General features: G+C 39.5%; 20 protein-coding genes. 11 read left to right on the top strand and 9 right to left on the bottom strand.

The features are described 5' to 3' along the window. Positions 1 to 37: 37 nt before the first annotated feature. Positions 38 to 814: an energy-coupling factor ABC transporter permease gene (locus RS893_RS09685; RefSeq protein WP_315790987.1), complete on the bottom strand. Its 777-nt coding sequence runs from the start codon at positions 812 to 814 to the stop codon at positions 38 to 40. 386 nt (positions 815 to 1200) lie between these two features. Between RS893_RS09685 and RS893_RS09680 the strand changes: the two genes are divergently transcribed. From RS893_RS09680 to RS893_RS09660, 5 genes are all read left to right on the top strand, one after another. Next, on the top strand, positions 1201 to 2226 hold the full coding sequence (locus RS893_RS09680) for a multicopper oxidase domain-containing protein (protein ID WP_315790986.1): 1026 nt from the start codon (positions 1201 to 1203) through the stop codon (positions 2224 to 2226). A 417-nt stretch (positions 2227 to 2643) separates the two neighbouring features. Then, the gene (locus RS893_RS09675; RefSeq protein WP_315790985.1) at positions 2644 to 3687 is read left to right on the top strand and encodes a ComEA family DNA-binding protein; all 1044 of its coding nucleotides are present in this window, start codon (positions 2644 to 2646) and stop codon (positions 3685 to 3687) included. Positions 3688 to 3894: 207 nt separating this feature from the next. Further along, entirely contained in the window at positions 3895 to 4329 is a 435-nt protein-coding gene (locus RS893_RS09670; RefSeq protein WP_315790984.1) for a ferritin-like domain-containing protein, read from the top strand. A 94-nt stretch (positions 4330 to 4423) separates the two neighbouring features. Beyond that, positions 4424 to 5392, top strand: coding sequence for an FTR1 family protein (locus RS893_RS09665; RefSeq protein ID WP_315790983.1), 969 nt, complete (start codon positions 4424 to 4426; stop codon positions 5390 to 5392). Between the two features lie 118 nt (positions 5393 to 5510). After that, positions 5511 to 6317, top strand: coding sequence for an MOSC domain-containing protein (locus RS893_RS09660; RefSeq protein WP_315790982.1), 807 nt, complete (start codon positions 5511 to 5513; stop codon positions 6315 to 6317). On the opposite strand, the gene RS893_RS09655 is transcribed toward RS893_RS09660, so the two are convergent. From RS893_RS09655 to RS893_RS09620, 8 genes are all read right to left on the bottom strand, one after another. Beyond that, on the bottom strand, positions 6318 to 6779 hold the full coding sequence (locus RS893_RS09655) for a DUF1772 domain-containing protein (protein ID WP_315790981.1): 462 nt from the start codon (positions 6777 to 6779) through the stop codon (positions 6318 to 6320). A 143-nt stretch (positions 6780 to 6922) separates the two neighbouring features. Next, the gene (locus RS893_RS09650) at positions 6923 to 7282 is read right to left on the bottom strand and encodes a hypothetical protein (protein ID WP_315790980.1); all 360 of its coding nucleotides are present in this window, start codon (positions 7280 to 7282) and stop codon (positions 6923 to 6925) included. Beyond that, positions 7282 to 7692: a hypothetical protein gene (locus RS893_RS09645; RefSeq protein WP_315790979.1), complete on the bottom strand. Its 411-nt coding sequence runs from the start codon at positions 7690 to 7692 to the stop codon at positions 7282 to 7284. Before RS893_RS09645 ends, RS893_RS09650 begins: the two co-directional genes overlap by 1 nt. Then, a complete protein-coding gene (locus tag RS893_RS09640) occupies positions 7679 to 8824 on the bottom strand; it encodes a hypothetical protein (RefSeq protein WP_315790978.1) in 1146 nt (381 codons plus the stop codon). The genes RS893_RS09645 and RS893_RS09640 overlap by 14 nt, the downstream gene beginning before the upstream one ends. A gap of 10 nt (positions 8825 to 8834) precedes the next feature. Then, positions 8835 to 9479, bottom strand: a complete 645-nt coding sequence (locus tag RS893_RS09635; protein ID WP_315790977.1) for a hypothetical protein — start codon at positions 9477 to 9479, stop codon at positions 8835 to 8837. Positions 9480 to 9671: 192 nt separating this feature from the next. Next, on the bottom strand, positions 9672 to 10064 hold the full coding sequence (locus tag RS893_RS09630; protein WP_315790976.1) for a hypothetical protein: 393 nt from the start codon (positions 10062 to 10064) through the stop codon (positions 9672 to 9674). A 381-nt stretch (positions 10065 to 10445) separates the two neighbouring features. Further along, on the bottom strand, positions 10446 to 10685 hold the full coding sequence (locus tag RS893_RS09625) for a hypothetical protein (RefSeq protein ID WP_315790975.1): 240 nt from the start codon (positions 10683 to 10685) through the stop codon (positions 10446 to 10448). A gap of 364 nt (positions 10686 to 11049) precedes the next feature. After that, positions 11050 to 11316: a hypothetical protein gene (locus RS893_RS09620; protein ID WP_315790974.1), complete on the bottom strand. Its 267-nt coding sequence runs from the start codon at positions 11314 to 11316 to the stop codon at positions 11050 to 11052. Positions 11317 to 11936: 620 nt separating this feature from the next. Here RS893_RS09620 and RS893_RS09615 point away from each other — a divergent pair. From RS893_RS09615 to RS893_RS09590, 6 genes are all read left to right on the top strand, one after another. After that, entirely contained in the window at positions 11937 to 12986 is a 1050-nt protein-coding gene (locus tag RS893_RS09615) for a transporter substrate-binding domain-containing protein (RefSeq protein WP_315790973.1), read from the top strand. A gap of 6 nt (positions 12987 to 12992) precedes the next feature. Continuing rightward, positions 12993 to 13691 (top strand): iron-containing redox enzyme family protein, encoded by a 699-nt coding sequence (locus RS893_RS09610; protein ID WP_315790972.1) that lies wholly within the window; start codon positions 12993 to 12995, stop codon positions 13689 to 13691. A 33-nt stretch (positions 13692 to 13724) separates the two neighbouring features. Further along, positions 13725 to 14597 (top strand): substrate-binding periplasmic protein, encoded by an 873-nt coding sequence (locus RS893_RS09605; protein WP_315790971.1) that lies wholly within the window; start codon positions 13725 to 13727, stop codon positions 14595 to 14597. A gap of 6 nt (positions 14598 to 14603) precedes the next feature. Beyond that, a complete protein-coding gene (locus tag RS893_RS09600) occupies positions 14604 to 15278 on the top strand; it encodes an amino acid ABC transporter permease (RefSeq protein ID WP_315790970.1) in 675 nt (224 codons plus the stop codon). A 15-nt stretch (positions 15279 to 15293) separates the two neighbouring features. After that, a complete protein-coding gene (locus RS893_RS09595) occupies positions 15294 to 15968 on the top strand; it encodes an ATP-binding cassette domain-containing protein (RefSeq protein WP_315790969.1) in 675 nt (224 codons plus the stop codon). A gap of 908 nt (positions 15969 to 16876) precedes the next feature. After that, positions 16877 to 17977: a hypothetical protein gene (locus RS893_RS09590; protein WP_315790968.1), complete on the top strand. Its 1101-nt coding sequence runs from the start codon at positions 16877 to 16879 to the stop codon at positions 17975 to 17977. The last annotated feature ends 101 nt before the right edge of the window (positions 17978 to 18078 follow it).

The raw sequence follows: 18078 nt of genomic DNA, 5'->3' as shown, positions 1-18078 counted from the left end.
ATGGTTTTAATCCAAAATCTAAAATCCAAAATTGGTATTACTCATCTTGCTTAATTAGCTGCAACATTTCTAGTTCTTGACGACCATAGTTAGCCAGCCAGTTCCACACTAGTACTGTTAATAATCCTTCACTAATTGCTAAAGGAACTTGTGTAATGGCAAAGATGCTTGCAAATTTGATCAAGGAAGCCATGAACCCGCCTACGGGTGCGGGAAATGCCAAAGCTAATTGGATAGAGGTGACAATATAAGTCACTAAATCTGCGATCGCGGCGGCGAGAAAGATCGCTAACCTTTGTTTACCTGTTGGTATCACCAAGCGATAAATCCAGTAGGCAACAAACGGCCCTGTGATCGCCATTGAAAATGCATTCGCCCCCAATGTAGTTATACCACCGTGAGCCAAGAGCAATGCTTGAAACAGTAGTACTAGACTACCTAGCACAGACATCGCTAAAGGCCCGAATAATATTGCTCCTAATCCTGTACCTGTGGGATGAGAACAACTACCTGTCACTGATGGCATTTTTAAAGCTGATAACACAAATGTAAATGCTCCCGCCAATGCTAAAAGTAATTTTAATTGCGGGTTTGCTTGAGTAATGTGTGATATTCGCCGTACCCCCAACACAAAAAATGGCAAAGCTACTATCCACCAAAAAACAGCCCATTTTACAGGTAAAAAACCTTCCATGATGTGCATGGCATAGGCTGGTGCAGCTGCACTTACGACTATATAAAAGCTAAAAATCCCCAGCAAAATGGGTAATATACGTTTCAGTTTAAGAATTATTCTCAAAATCAGCCATTCCATAAATTATGTATAACGACTTAGTTTATATTGGCAGTTTTTAATCTTCAAGCTAATTATATAATGATTATCATTCTCTTAAATTAAAAAATAAAAAACAGATTGCGTTTTATACAATCTTACCTATGGCAGATGCATTTATAAATAAATAAAAACTTAAACATTTACTACAAACCTCACAAGAACAGCCCCTCTCCTTAGCAAGGAGAGGGGTGCCCGATAGGCGGGGTGAGGTAAAAGTGTATTGTATCCAGTTGAAAATCGCTATACTTGCGATTTGAAAGCCACTCAAAGATTATTGACAATAATTTTTATTTCCTATATTAATAGAAGGTAATTGCAAAAAATTTGCAGTTTATTTTTTGCTGCAAATGATTCGTGATAGTATCATGCCTAACTACTTTGCTCTCAATCAAGAGAAATTGTTGAATCGTCGCCAACTGTTGAAACTAGGATTAGCCAGTGCAGGCATCGCAGGAGCAGCTGTGGTATGGGATAAATTAGCAGCACAAAAGCAGTTGGTAAGAGTGCCACCGTTGGAGACAAAGGAAAACACTAACAGTACTGTCAACCCGATACAAGTATTGCGAAACTTTGATTATGGAACATTAAAACGAGAAAATGGACGGACAATTCGGGAATTTCGTCTAACTGCTGGGACTTCCGTGATTCAACTTAATAGTGCTGTATCTTACAACATTTGGGACTTAAATGGTGGCATTCCTGGGCCGACACTGAGAGCAAAACAAGGCGATCGCGTGCGGATATTGTTCTTGAATAAAGCTGGACATTCCCACTCTTTACATTTTCATGGTATCCACCCAGCAGAAATGGACGGCGTTCGCCCAGTCAGTAACGGTAGCGCCACAATTTACGAGTTTGACGCTGAACCTTTTGGTGTTCATCTCTATCACTGTCATATTGAACCTGTGACCCGACATATTGCCAAAGGTTTATATGGCATGTTTATCATCGATCCACCCCAGCCTCGCCCAGCTGCGGATGAGATTGTATTAGTAATGGCAGGGTATGACGTCAATGACGATAACCACAACGAATATTATGCCTTTAATGGTTTACCCCATTACTACATGGATAACCCTATCCGCATTTATCAAAATCAGTTGATTCGATTGTACGTCCTCAACATTATTGAGTTTGACCCCGCAGTAACGTTTCACTTGCACGCTAACTTTTTTGATGTTTATCCGACTGGAATGACTCTCACTCCTAGCCAAAAAAGCGATGTCATCACAATGGGTATAGCAGAAAGGCATATCTTAGAATTTGCTTTTCGCTACCCAGGTAAGTATATGTTTCACCCGCACCAAGATGCGATCGCAGAAAACGGGTGTATGGGATTATTTGAAGTCGTCGCTAACAAAGACTCGCAAAATCCAACGAAAAAAACTTAGATTTACAGTATTTACTCAGTAATCAACAAATATAAGCTGACATGCCTAGCAGCTAAATTAACAACATCTTTAGCTGTTAACTAATAGCTATTGATAATAAGTCCTAATTCTATAGCAGTTAAATTGAAACTAATTATTAAATTTCCATTGAGCTAATGATGAAGTAGTTGATAAATACTATCACTAGATGCAAGAATAACTTAGCAAAATCTAAGACAAGATGTCAAATATAACCGTGACAATTTGCTATTACCCACTGCTGATATAGCTTAAAACTCTTTGAGGTACTTGCTTTTAAATCAGTGAACATTACCAGCCCCAGTTATTAGGCATATGGTGGGGGACTTATACCCAGTAATAAAGCTGATAACTGATCACTGATGACTGATAACTGTATAAAAATCCCCAGGAGCAAAGATGAAAAAATTCCGTTATTTGTGTTTGGCTGTCGCTGCTTGTGCGATTGTGACTTTGAGTTCTTGTAATGATAGTGGCACTTCAACCACGGAAAATTCACCCGCAGCTAGTAGTCCCAACTCTGTTGCACAAACAACTGAGGCAGTAAGCCATAGCGGTCATGGTAGCAAAAAACAAATTAACATCAATACAGCTATTTTGTCTGAATTAGATAAATTTGAAGCGCAGCTAGGTGTACCAGCATTATCGAATAAAATTCAGGCAAATCGTCCCTATGCTAGTCCTGAGGAATTAGTCAGTAAGAAGGTAATTACCCAAGAACAGTTTGACAAAATCAAGGATCAAGTAACTGTTCAAGAAGTGGTTTTGACTGGGGAAGCCAAAGATGTCGATTATATGACCAAGTTAGGATTGATGAAAGGACATCTGATTGTAGCGCAAGAACTATTAGACCAGAATCAACCGAAACAGGCAGAACCTCATATTGGTCATCCAGTAGAAGAAATTTATGTTGATGTGGAAGACCAATTAAATGAGCGCAAAGTCAAAGAATTTAAGACAACTTTGGTAAGTTTGCAAGATTTGGTGAAATCTAACCCCAAAGACGGCAAAGTCAAGACTAACTTTACTACTTCTATGCAGTCGGTGGATGAAGCGATCGCAGCCTTACCAGAAAGCCAGCGTACCCAACCATCATTTGTCCTCCAGGTAATTAACGGCCTGTTGGATGCTGCTAACTCAGAATATGGTGCAGCTGTCGCCGACGGTAAAATCACCGCAGCCATTGAATACCAGGATTCCCGTGGCTTTGTACTCTACGCTGACGAGTTGTATCAAGGTATATCCAGCCAGATGGCTAAAAATTATCCGGAAGCAGACAAAGCAATTCGGGCGAGTATGGCGCAACTGAAAAAAACTTGGCCAACAGTGATTCCACCAGCCAAGCCAGTCAATACTCCTGAGGAAGTCACCAAACAAGTCAAAGCGATAGAATTAGAATCTCAAAAAGTGATTGACACTTCCAAAACTCAAGCCCAGCGATAATTTAAGCTTGTAGTCAGCGCTGTCTTCGCTCAACAAGGACTAAAGCCCTGACTATAAACACAATCATACATAGGGTTAGATTACCCTTGACTTTTTGTTCCAAAGTAGGAGTTTAAAATTTAGTGAGAAATGAATCAAAAGTTAGATACTTTCTAACTTATAGCTCATCACTGAAAACTTCTGGCTAATAGCAAAAACTAACAACTAATGCAAGAACTTGACCAAAAAAAGACAATTGACCTGCTCAACAGCATTATGGAGTTTGAATTGGCAGGAGTTGTGCGTTACACTCACTACTCTTTGATGGTAACTGGCCCTAATCGCATTCCGATTGTAACTTTTTTTAAGGCCCAGGCAAGCGAATCTTTACTTCACGCTCAACAAGTAGGAGAAATTCTTACAGGTTTAGATGGACATCCTAGCCTGAAAATTGCACCAATTGAAGAAAGTTACAAGCATTCTGTTAAACATATTTTGGAAGAAAGCTTGGCACACGAAAAAAAAGCACTAGATTTGTATAAAACTTTGCTTGGTGTTGTCAGCGATGCCAGTATTTATCTTGAAGAATTTGCCCGAACTATGATCGGTCAGGAAGAGATGCATAATCTTGAACTGAAGAAAATGTTACGCGATTTTAGTTAGTAGTCACAAGTCATTGGTCATTAGTCATTAGTCAATAGCTAATAACTAATGACTAATGACTAATGACAAATAACAAATTGACAAAGGACAACTGATGAACTTTAGTACTGCTTTACCTACTTTTGTAATTACACTCCGAGAAGGAGTAGAAGCAGCCTTAGTAGTTGGTATTGTCTTGGCTTTATTAAAAAAAGCTAAACAATCCCGGCTTAATCCTTGGGTATATGCTGGCGTCGGTGTTGGTATTGCCTTAAGTGCGCTGATTGGTGTGCTGTTTAGTTGGGTAATACAAGTACTGGGAGCAATTAATCCCCAGTACACATCTGTAGTTGAACCATTGATGGAAGCTGTATTTAGTGTACTGGCCATTTTCATGCTCAGCTGGATGCTGATCTGGATGACCAAACAAGCTAAATTTATGAAAGCTCAAGTAGAAGGAGCGGTGACAGATGCTTTAAAAGATAATACTAATGCTGGCTGGGGTGTTTTTAGTTTAATTTTGATTGCCGTTGTCCGCGAAGGGTTTGAAACAGTTCTCTTCATCGCAGCTAATTTTCAACAGGGATTAATTCCTGCCCTTGGGGCTATTGGCGGGATTGCAGTTGCAGCAGCAATTGGTGTGCTTTTATTTAAATGGGGAGTTAAAATCAATATCCGCCAATTTTTCCAGGTCATGGGTGTTTTATTGGTATTAATTGTTGGTGGATTAGTAATTTCTGCATTACATAATTTTGACGAAGCTGCCGCTAATTATGCCCTCAGTAATCGTGCTTCTGAAAGCCTTTGTTTTTACTACGAAAGGTTTACCAAAATTCATTCTTGTATACTAGGGCCTATGGTTTGGAATACAGCCAATATATTACCTGAAGAAAAATTCCCCGGTATTGTATTTAAGGCCTTATTTGGATACAGAGAACATCTTTATGTGGTGCAGGCAGTAGGGTATGTTGTATTTTTATTGACTGTTGGTGGTTTATATTTCCGTAGTATCATGGGCGGTTCTGCTCAAGATCGCAAAAATATTTCAGCAGGACAAAAACCGATTAGTTCTGCTAAGGAATAGGGATCGGGGATCGGGGATCGGGTATAAGAATAAAGACAAGGGAGAAGGGGAAGACAAGGGAGAAATTCTTCCTTGTCCTCCCTATCCCCAGTCCCTGATCCCTGATCCCCGATCTCCAATGACTAAAATATCCATTCAGCAATTATTGATTTATCCTGTCAAAGGATTAAGTAGTTACAAGTGCGATCGCGTCTGTCTCAAAGTTGGACATGGTATTCCAGGTGATCGCGCTTTTGCTTTGATGTATAAGCAAGACGCTATAGATAGAAACTCAACAATAGTACCTTGGATGAAGAAGCAAAACTTCATCATGCAAAATGACTGGCCAGGACTTGCAGCTTTGAATTGTTTCTATAATCCAGAAACTAGCATTTTCACAGTCAAGCGCAAAGGTGTAGAGTTATTAGTTGCTAATACTACAACTGGCAAAGGAAGGGATTTAATATCAGCTTTTTTTACTGGCTACCTAGCAGGAATTTACCCTAGTCAAGCAGCCAGACACCCTAAGCGCGCACCTCTACAGCTAGTTGGAGAATTTGACAAAACTCGCTATCCCGACCGGGAAGCGGTACATATTTCCCTTGTCAGTCAAGCAACCATTAACCATTTAAGTCAATTAGCCGGACAACCAATAGACGTACGGCGCTTCCGCCCGAATCTTGTTGTAGAAGGTGTCCCTGCTTGGGCAGAATTTGACTGGGTGGGGCAAGAAATACAACTGGGAACAGCCCGAATTGTTGTGACAGCCAGAATAAATCGCTGCTTAAATATAGATGTTCATCCTGAAACTGGAGAACGAGATATTAGATTACTGTCTCTTTTACAAGAGCAATTTCAGCATACCCAGACTGGTGTTTTAGCGCAGGTAATTAGTAGTGGTAGTGTGGCAATAGGCGAGGAGTTGATTTTTGATAGTCAGTCGTAATTAGCCCAACTCAGCTTGATGAAATTGAGAGTTCTCTCGAGAAGGCTTTGTCGGAGTTTCAAGAAGTACAGACAGTAGTAGCGCACTGAATCCGAGTAGTTGAAGAATGAAACGGGTTGCGTGTGAGTATTCCCATTGGTAGCGTAGCTGCATCCAATTAGCTGGGAAAGACTCAGGCGTTGAACTACGAAAAACAACATTTACAGGTTCGGTGAACACAAAGAAGACCACAGGAAAGGCTAACAGCCAAAAGATTGTTGCCGCTAGTGTTAACTGGAAGGCTGGTCGGCGCTTACGAACGAGGAACGACAGTACCATTAGTGCAAGGACTGCCCCTGGTTCGATAAATGCACCAGGCCCGGGGGGGCCAAACAGTCGATATAGAGAATTCTGGATCGTTACGTAGAGCGATCCATCGTAACTCATCTTAGCTGGCAACTCCAATGTGTGGCAGAATGCCATTCCCATGCTGAGTGCGGTGAGGATAAGGGTGATGAAGCGCCATGTTTTCATAACTTGCCCACCTGGAAAAACAGCAGGATAAAGTAGCTTTTTTCATTAGAGCAACATGAAGTTTTAAATTCTACTACCTCCGGTAGAAGTAATTAATCTTCTCTAGGTGAAGAAAACGGTAACATGGTAACGCCTTGGACAGTTTCGGCAGATTGGGAAATCATCTCTGGACGTACACCCAAAAATAAATTATCTAGAGTAGCCTGGGCGGAAATATCTCTACTTGCTTCGAGGATGGCGTAATTGTTTCTTGCCACCCATCGAACTTGTATTACTGAATAGGCAGAAATTACACCCAGAAGTGAACAAGCAGACCTAACCAAAGGTTGATTGTTGTATACACCTAGAATATAGATACCACAGCCTACAATTAATCCAGCTATGGCTGCTCTGGCGGAGTGGTGATAGTCATCCAGCCATTTTTGTTGTTGAGCAAGATAAATTTGAGACATTAGCGAACTCCTAAACCAATTCCAATAAAAATCAAAATCCAACGGTATACTAAAGACCAACGAATACTAGCTTGTGATGCTGTGTTGAGTACGTAGATACTGAGGAAAAACAAAATAATTAAGACAACACCTATGATGACGATGACACCTGGAAACTGAATTAATAGCTTACCTACTGAACCAATGAAGGTACTTGCAGCTAGCCACAAAATTAAATCGGCTAAAACATCGGGTACTCTAGCAGGAACACCAATTTGATTGAGGAGATGCCAGTGAAAATCAGCGTGTGGATGAGTTGTATGACCTTGAATATCTAATTGCTGAATTTTTCTGCCTCCAAATTCTGTTGGCAATTCCACATTTACTTGTGGTTTATTCGGATTTGGCAGTTGTTTATCATTGTTGTTCATCGCTATCTACCTCCCTAATGTTTCTAGAAAATGTCTGATTGCCGTTAGGTGTGTTTTCCTGGCTGGAGAATTCCTTGAAACTTTCCCATTTTTTGGGATGGCTATTGAGCCATTTGCGAAAACGCCTCTTAACAGTTACTTCCCAGCGTTCGTGTTCTAGTCGCGCGCGTTTTCTGAGGTCTTTGGCTATGCGTTGTTGTTCTTTTAAGTCTTGGGTAAGTGCTTTTAACAACACTTTGACAACTTCTGTTTGGCGTTGAGAATCAATTTTTCCTTGTTTGGCTTGTTGCCAGGTTAATTCTAACTGTCGAGTTCTGACGTTGGTGAGTTCTTGTTCAAGGCGAATTTCGTTCAAGGCTGTTCCCCAAGCCAAACCAATATTGATCATGGCTGCAATTCCTGTACCTAAAAACGCTGTCATCTGGATGAGTAATTGTTTTTGTAATTTGTGCGGTAGCATCTCGATAAATCCTGGTGCAGCAAATGCTACTTCCAACACCACGATCGCTAAACTCAGCCAGACTGCACTATCGCCTGAGGTTAGACGTGACCAAAAGGGAATGGGATTAGCGTGGTTGGGATCGTCGAAAAAATTGCGTTTTGGTTCATAGCTACGGGTAGCTTTTACCCAACGAATTACCATTAACTTTGCACCTGCGGTTAGGCAAATTGCCCCCAGCAAAGCCAAGTAAAATAAGGGCATTTTTTTAGAAGATAATTTACTCAAGTCCAGTTGGAGTAATATTTCTGCAATGCCTACAAACAGCATCAAAGACAAACCAATCGTGAGTAGCCATTCCCAATAATTAACTTGGAGTGTGCGATCGCGTTGGCTAAAATCTGCTTCTTCAGTATCCAAAACTTGGAGTTCCGCTAGTTTGGCTGCTAGTTGATTTCTCTGTAAACGTAAATTATCAAGAGTAATCTCTGCTTGACGTGCTTGTGCTGCTGCGGGAGCCACACTCGCAAACCACTGCGCCAACAGTTGCGGTTCTTTGGTTTCTAGAAATTTTGCTAAGGGGAGAGTATGACGATTTTCAAATAAACTCTCTACCTCCCACATTCCCCAACGCCAAGGAATTTGGGGAGTGTCGAAATACATCCAGTCAAACAAACAATTCCAAAATCCCATTTTTTAACTCCTAAAACTGCATCAGTTCTTCCCACTCTTGCTGGTTTGTACCTGCAAATTGCACATTTTTTCTGATGGGTGCAAAAGCTTTGGACATTGGTAGACGGTTTTCTTTTGCCAGTCCGATGATAAAAAGATGAGCTTTGTTAGAGTCTGTTTGAGTTAGTTTTTCGCAAATCTGACGAATAGCTGCTAAAGAAGCAGGATCAGCTGTTCCCTGGGTCACGATATACCCATAAATTGGTCGCGTTGGATTTTGCTCCACTTCATCTTTGAAGCGTTGCATAGCTTGAATCAAAGCTTGATCAGATGATGGTTGAGTATTTAAATACTCAATTAATTCTTGCAATTGACGACGACTAGCTGTTTGAGAATAAAGGTTTTCGACTTTATCTCCAGCGAAAATATCAATTGATGTTAATTGATTATTTGTTTGTCGCGCCGCCAAATCTAGAAAACTTTGAACAAGGTCTGTCATTTCCGGGGAATTCGTTTGCAAGGCAATGTAAATTTTGGGTTGGTAGCTGAGTGAATGCTGTTGATTAGCAAACACTGTGGTTTGATAGGAATTGCTGTTGAATTCGATGTGTTTACTAATAGTAAATATGATGGCGATCGCTAACAACATTATGGCGAATGGATTGTTATTTTTCATGACAATATCCTGATGGAATGTATTTAAACCAAAAAAGCCGGGAAGTATTTTTACACCTCTCCAGCTTGCTAAACTTCTCGTTTATCCAAAAGCCTTATATATTTATATTTATAGATATTCAATTGAGTAACCCTGCTTAAGTATCTTTCCTCTCAAATTGCAGAGTTATTTTCATATTTTAAATGCAACTATTTAGGAATTATGACGAGACCACCACCAAGCAATCCAAACTTCTCTGGATTGGTAGTAAATTTTTTGAAGATTTTCTATTTCTGTTTTTTTCAAGTAATAGCGCTGTCGGATATGTCCACTCGTCTCTACGATGATTTCATAGTTGCCTTTTTTGCAGCTAATTGTGAACTCCCCATGTTGGGTTTCACAAAGCATTTCGATTACACGTAAGTTGATATGGGAAAAAACTGGAGGTAAGTCATAGCAGTATTGTGTGAGAAAACTGTCTTGTCTGACTGGCTGTGGTCTTGCGAAAAAAGGCGAATCTTCAATAGCTATATTTTCAATACACAAATTTGTTCTGAGAATATTTGAACTATTGAAAAATTCATGAGAGTTTGAGGGAAATATCATATGGGTCTCCGACAGGCTTAATATTGCTACTGACTTGTAGCAGAGACATGATGTGATAGCTGACAAGTATCTCAACCTGTCACATCACTAAAACATAACTCCACAGTCACTCTCACAACCAAAGAATTTTCCTATATGTACATCATGCTACAACAATCTATGAAGACAGTCAAGTAATTATGTCTTAAGTATGTCCTATTTAGACTGGACATCCAAATTGCTTTAAGCTTGAAACTACTGCTAGACAAAGGGTGGGCTTAGCAATCACTTTGTGGAGTTGGCATTACTGAATCAAGGGTTTTATCAGTCTGCATAATACAGTTCCATTTTGCTGTTATCTAGGCAGACACACTGCATGGAGAACAAAATCTGCGTAGATAATTAACGAGCAGACTCATAGATAATAGCGATCGCAAACAAACAGAAGATAAAAACTGCAATGCGGAAAAAAAATTCCCACACACTTGGGTGTAAAAGCATCTGGACAATTGTGGAAACTCCAAAAACTTTAGATATGACATATGCGATCGCAAAACCAAGCAGAGTTAGCAGAAAAAACTTCAGACCCTTACAAGCCCACTTAAACAGGAAATTATGCTCATCAGTTAAATTGGTTTTCATGGTTTTGCCCTTTTTGAAGTATTGCAACAATTCGCAAAAATTCCGCACTTACAGAACATCCTGAATAACGGTTGCTCCTACAGTAGCTAGCTCGTACTAAAGAATCTCCACTAAAATTGCATCTGGTCAATTCCCAAAATCTTTTGTCAAGAATAAAAAATTTGAGTTTTCTACTGTATTTCATAGATATTTCTTCACAAAGTTTATGGGTTAAATGAAAAAGCACTGGCTGAAGCTATGGCTAACCACAGTTTCAGTCAGTGCGATTAATCAGCTATCTGACTTTGAATTGTGCTGTTTTGTTATTTTCTGGTACTCCGGTATCTTCCAACCGAGTAGTTGTGTCCAGATCTAAATCAGAAAATCAGGAACTTTTTTCTTCCCTATCGAATAAATTCTTCATCCGATGAATCAAATCATCGAATTCTGCCAAACTCAATGTATAACGTTTATCTAAACCACCCTTTAATATAAGGGCTAGTCGTTCACCATTCTTGTTTGGTCTTGCCAATTCAACACAAAGTTCGATGGTTCCATAACGACCATTGTGCCTAATGGTCGTTAATCGAGTAGCCAAATCTGAGATAAATATCTCAGGTTGGGGTGGTTCTGACGACGATGAGAATGGCATATGCGCTCCGTCAAGGATGAATAACTCTTCTCGTTGTTTCTTGTTCCGTTGTTATGAAAACTCCCAAACTCGAAAGAGTCAAAAGCTTTGAATGGAGTAAAGCCCTTTGTCCGCTCATATTTTGCACCATTCTCAATCAGCTCTAAAAAACCGAGTTTCTAAACGCAAAAATAAAGATTGCAAGTAAAGTTATTTGCAATTAACCCAGCTTTCAGCCCAGGTGCAAGATGCGAGGATGCAAAGATGACAAGTATCTCACTTATAGGAGAAGCAATTATCATCTGCTTATCCAAAACATCTTTCTACAATCAGGTTCTGGAACTAGCTACACAGCAGTATGGCAGAACATGTAAGCTTGTAGGAACGAAAAATTTACTTGTTGAGAGTTTCACAAATAGACAGAAATATTTTTATTTAATTTGTGTTTATTATTTCTTATTTTGTTTTATATGTCAACTATACTTTGTCAATATAAGACTGTCTTAAATGGTTTTAATTATACTGTCTTAAAACGACATTTGGTACTATAAGAATATGATCGTATATTGGTCATAAAGTGTAAAATTTTTAGGACATAATGTCGTTATTACTCGATGATATCAAGGGAGTGAATAAATTCTGTGGCACGTTCAAAACGCAGTCGCTCCGAGGACACTTCGTCTCAATCTATATTTGTAAAGGTTGTTGAAAAATATCTTGTTGAGGCGGGCTGGACAAAGCAGCAGTTGATGGCAGAAATAAAAGTTGGGGAAACTCAATTCTACCGATGGGCCCGAGGCGATAACGTTCCGAAAAAAGCGATCGTCAGCCGTATTGCTGTGATTTTAGCGCGTCGGCTTGATGAAATTCGCCAACAGCTACCCCACGACCCCTTTCCAGCTTCTGATGAAATTGATGGGATATTGAATGAGCTTTTGGAAGCTGCTGGCTACAGAGCTTTTGTTAGAGGCAAAGGAGCGGACTCTAGTTGGTACGAAATCGCAAAAAAGGAAGCCTGGACACTTGGATATACTAGTGTTCCCAAATGGTCGGAACCTCCAAACAAAGATGGAGCTAAACCTACTGGTTTAGTCATTGAATATGCAGAGCGTATTGGGCGGTTGTTGGGAATTCATACCAATTGGAAATATCTAGACTATGATCAAATGCCTCTTGCAATTCAAGAGCGCCAGGTTGACGGCATCGCACCATTTATACTGGTTCTTCCAGGGCGTTTTTTTAGTTTTCGTTTCTCCGAGCGGTGTAGCGAAGATAGTTTTAGGCTTGCTGCGCTCATTTCTCCTGATCATGCTGGGAGTGCAACTTGCCTTGAAGACTTGCCTTCTAAATCTATCCAACTCCTTTACCTCGAAGGAGAACTTGCTGAGTGGGGGGTTGCTGTCTTAGATTCCTATGAGAAAAAGTCATTTGAAGATGACAAACAAGCAATTAGCTATTTACTAGCAACTGCAAAGCAAGATAAGGATATAATTCCTGTATTTTTGGTTGACAGTGTCACTGGTCATTTTCTGGCTAGTGAAAACAAGCTCAAGATAATGAATGTTGAAACCATAGATTTGGAAACCTATTCAGCTTTCGCCTTTCACCCTGACGAAGAGAAGTTAATAACAGCAGTAAACTCTGCTATTAAGCTGACTCCTCGAATTATCAAAAGCGTAGCAGAGAAATGACGAAGAATGATTGAAACAACGAACAAATTAACTGAATTAGTCAAAGTAATTATCGCCGAAGAGGAAGCAATTCTTGATCAGCTAGATGTAGAGCTTCGGCTTTGTAAAGCAACAGCTAATGCTGAGGGATTGAAACAGTTTGCTGAAGTATTTTACTTCATCCGATATGACTTTCCTCGGCTTAACTTTGTTGTAGGTGAACGGTGTGGGACAAATGAGTTCTTATGGGCAGGACTAGCAAAAAATTTAATAGAGGAGTTGGGTGGAAAAAATGGTCCAAGTCATAATCAACTATATCGAGATTTCCTATCATCTGTAGGAACAAAAAGCGAAGAATTACTCAAAGAGCCTCTATTTGCACAACAGTTCAATGCTAACTGGGAAAATTTTTGTAGAACAGCATCTTTAGAAGAAGCTCTTTGTGCTATTGCAGTTTACGAGATTTTTGATCAACCCGACTATCAACTCTTCTTGCGGGTTATGCAAGAAGCTGGTGTACCAGAGTATGGTCTTCGTTTCTTTCGGGTTCACGCCGCCGCAGAACATTTTGAAATGTTTGAAGATGTTGTGGCTTGGTTGCAGGAGCAAGAGGGAGGTAAAGAAGCATTTGCTAAAGGAAAAGATTTTGTTGTCCAAACTCAAAGGAAAATGTGGAACGGACTAATGGAATGCTTGGAAAAGCAATGCCTAACTTGCCCTGTTTAGAAAAATTCTCTAGTATTTCTGTGAAGGAGTGAAATGGGCACTAAAAGAGGCAAGATTCAGTTACTTTTGCTCAGTACTATGCTGATGCTAGTACTCTTATTTAATCTGTCTTCGTGTACAAAAAACTCTGCATCACAAAATGTTGCAAACAATGCAGGAACACTAGGACAAATTATTGCTAACAGTAAACTCAAGGTCGGTTATCTTGTTTTTCCACCAGCAATCACAAAGAATCAATCAACTGGTGAGTTAGCTGGCCATCATGTTGACACAATTAATGAAATTGCCCGCCTCAATAATTGGAAGATCGAATTTGTGGAAACAGACTGGGCAAACTTTGCTGTAGGGCTGGACTCTCGTCGTTTTGATGTTTCGATAGTACCGACTTTTGTTACTGTTCCCAGAGCATTATCAGTTTACTTTACAAAGCCCCTTTTCTATGCAGGAAACAGTGCGATCGCCCGTATTAATGAAACTCGCTTCACAAGCCTGGAAAGCATCGACCAACCTGGGGTTACTGTTGCAGTTACTCAAGGTGAAGCTGGTGATGAGTATGCAAAGGCAAATTTTAAGAAAGCGAAAATTACCAGATTTTCTGGAGGGGATCAATCCCTTGCATTTCAAGCAGTGATTGCTGGACGTGCTGATATTGCTCTTGGTGATGCTTATGCAACATCCCAGTTTGCACAGGCAAATTCCAAGCAAGTCAAAGATTTATTCGCTGCATCTCCCTATAACCTAACTCCAGTTTCATGGGCTGTCCGTCGAGGAGAAGATCAGCTTTTAAACTTTTTAAACAGCAGTTTGGAAGCTTTTGACTATCAAGGTCGTCTTCGTGAATGGGAACAAAAAGCAGGTGCAAACTGGCTCCATCTCAAGAAGATTTGGGAATTTACCAAAGAGTAACACACAATGGATTGGAACCTCTCTATAGTCTGGAATAATTTATTACCCCTTTGCTTTGCATTACTAACAACAATTTGGCTTAGTATTGCCAGCATTGCATTGGGAACTTTAATAGGCATATTAGTAGGGGTTCTCTCCATTACATCTGTTCCTTTCATCGCATGGATAGCCAAAATATTTATTGAGCTTTTTCTTGCACTACCAGTTCTTGTGCTGCTTGTATGGCTGTATTACAGCCTACCATCAATAATTCCTGGCTTAGTCATAGAGGGACAAACTTGTGCTGTTATAGGATTGGGATTAAGCCTCTCAGCTTTCGTGGCGGAAATCATTCGGGGAGGGATAAATTCAGTTCCTGCTGGAGAGATTGAAGTAGCTTACTGTACAGGAATGACACGTTTTCAAGCAATTCGCTATATTCTGATTCCTCAAGTTCTCCGCAGGTCTTGGTTACCTCTGATGGGACAGTACATCACAACTTATAAATTCTCTACTTTGGCATCAGTTATTGCTGTTCCTGAAATCTTACACACTGCAAATTCAATTATTGCGCAAACTTATCGCCCTCTAGAAATTTATTCTGTAGTAGCAATGATGTTTATTGTTACTATTATTCCTTTAAATATTTTTTTGAGAAGAGTACAACGGATAAAAGAATTAGGTGGAATAGAAAAAATATAAATTCTAGTTAGTATAATGTTCAGCTTATTTTTGAGTATTGAGAATTTAGAAAAGAGATTTAATCACACTGTCATTTTAGATGAGGTCAACTTCTCCCTTGAAAGAGGAGAGAGTTTAATCATTCAGGGAAAGAGTGGCTGTGGAAAAACAACACTTTTACGTTGCATTGCTTTGCTTGAGGAAATTGACAGAGGACGAATCATTTTCGATGAAAAGGTTGTTTCTAAGCCTGGATATGTTGATCGTAGTACTAACCGATTGGAAATCAGCATGGTATTCCAGCAGTTATATCTCTGGTCTCACATGACTGTACTGGAAAATGTTTCATTGCCTCTGTGGCTTCGTAATGGTAAAAATAGAAGACTTGCAGATGAAGTTGCCAAAGACCAGTTAGCTCAACTTGGAATTGACAACAAAGCGTATGATTACCCAAACCAATTATCAGGAGGGCAAAGACAAAGAGTTGCACTTGCCCGTGCTTTAGTACATTCTCCTCAACTTCTTCTTTTAGATGAAATCACTGCCAATTTAGATCCTGAAACCGCTCATAAGGTAATAGGAATAATCGAAAATATTATCGCATCAGGCACATCAGTAATACTGGTTACACATTCTATTTTCACTTCAACAATTTGGTCATACGCTTTGCGCTTTGACGGTAATGCATGGAGACAAGAGAAGTTGCGTTAATGATTTCTTCAATTGGACTTTTACTGCCTGCAAAACAGCGTAGGAGTGCTTTTAGCAAAGAAACAAAAATGTACGTTAAGCAAAGTTTCTCAAAAACTATAGTTGGTTTTTTAGCTTTAGCGTACAAATCTGTTTAGGAGTATACAGAATGTAGATGAAATTGTATACCCCTTAAAATCACACTTTCTGCTATTGCAAGACGCTGCTCTCAAAGAAATATAAACAGCAAAGTTCTGTTTCTGCATTCTTATGCTATAACCAAAATTGGACATTTAAGATTTTATGTCTAAAAAATGTCCACTTTTGTTCGGACAAAGAAAATTAAAGTATTTTCACCTAAGTATTTATCTATGTTGATGAAATCTTAATACAATGTATTGTGTGTCCAACACTAATTGGATAATATTGGACAAGTAATTGAAAAGCCCGCATAAATATAAGCTTTCAATTACAATAAACTGTCTTTATCGCACGGAAAAATCAGATGAAAAAACGTATCAAAAGAAACACAAATGGACAGTATACAGGCTCACTTCTTGGCTAAACTGTGATTTAAATATCTGAGTATATTCCATCTGAGGAAAAATACTTAGTAATGAAAATCACGACCAGTCCAACGAGGTCTGCTTGCACTCACAAACCTTTTTTCTCTCTTGAGCAAGCAAGGGTTATTTCTCATCTCAAAATTTTGCACTCAGTTCAGAGTTAATATAATTCGCACTCACACAGGAAAGTTGAGATTATATGGCCGTGGTAATAAAAGCGCTAAGTGCAAGGTCTGGACTTTTGAAATAACTCTACTTATCAAGAGAGAAAACCAATAAAAGCTTTATTTTGCAGCCTAATTCCTGTGGTTGCTAGTTTTTGGTGATTATAATTAACTGTCTTACCAACTGGAGCGCTGCAATATGGAAGAGAAAATAGCGATTCGCCCACACAAGTATCTTCAGTTTGGTTCTACTCAAGAATGCAACTTTTACCTTGTAACTGAAGTTGATTTGGTTAATGCCTTTGCTATTGAACAGGAGAATTCTTATAAATCTTATCAAATTCTCACTTACGCTGGCGGTAGTTTAACAGAGGTCATTCAGCAAACGCAAGAACCTGCCCATATTTTAGTTATTTGTCCAGAACACTACATTTGTGCAGTAGAGTCAGAGCAACTTGGTTTGCGTAAACTGGCAATTATGGCAGTTAATTCTACCCCTACTTCTTGGGCAGCGATCGCACATTTTCTCAGTGTCATAGAAGCAACTGACTCAGAAGCTCAAGGGGCATTTGCCAACCATTTTTTTGATACTGTTGAGCAAGCAGAGTATTTGCATATTATCGATGAACGCTATCAAACTTCAGCTAAATTTTTCCACTTGGCTGATGAATACGAGTGGTTTGAGCAAGGTGGATTTTTAGATTGGGGTCAACAGCAAATAGTTCCATCCGGGGAACTGAGTGTTTTACCATTAACTCATGGCAAATTTAGTCCTGAATGCAGACTAGAAATTAATGGGGAGTTGGCATTTTGGGGTTATCCAATTCTGCATTCTGGTAAAGACTTTTCTAGGCGAACAGAACAAGCTTACATTTACGAACAGCTATCAACCCTGAAAGAACATGCTGTAATCGCCACAGTTGAGAATGGTGCGATCGCCAAATTACAGGCTACTCATCCATCAGTAGAAGCAGCCAAATCAGCACTAGAACATCTATTTACTATAGATCCTCACTATCAATTTATTTGGGAGGTGGGATTTGGGATTAACACCGCACTGAAATTGTGGCCAGGTAACAATGCAATGAACGAAGTGTACGGCGCTGAGTATGGAGTTATTCATTGGGGATTTGGGTTAACAACCTGTACAAGATATCACCTAGATATTATCTGTCCCAATTCCCAAGTTCTTAGTCATACTGGCGAATTCCTAATTGGAGGTAATTTCGGGGATACCACCAATCATAAACAAGAAATGGTCCGGAGCAGTGCGATCGCTTGTCCATGCATAAGTTACTAATAACATCCATTTGATTTTTTCTTATTAAAATAAAACAACCTTAAGGATAACTAACATAAAAGAAAGTTACCTAAAAGGAACTTGTATCTACCCAATTTTGA

Source organism: Fischerella sp. JS2 (assembly GCF_032393985.1).
Classification (GTDB): Bacteria; Cyanobacteriota; Cyanobacteriia; order Cyanobacteriales; family Nostocaceae; genus Fischerella.
This window is presented reverse-complemented; position numbering and strand designations above follow the sequence as displayed.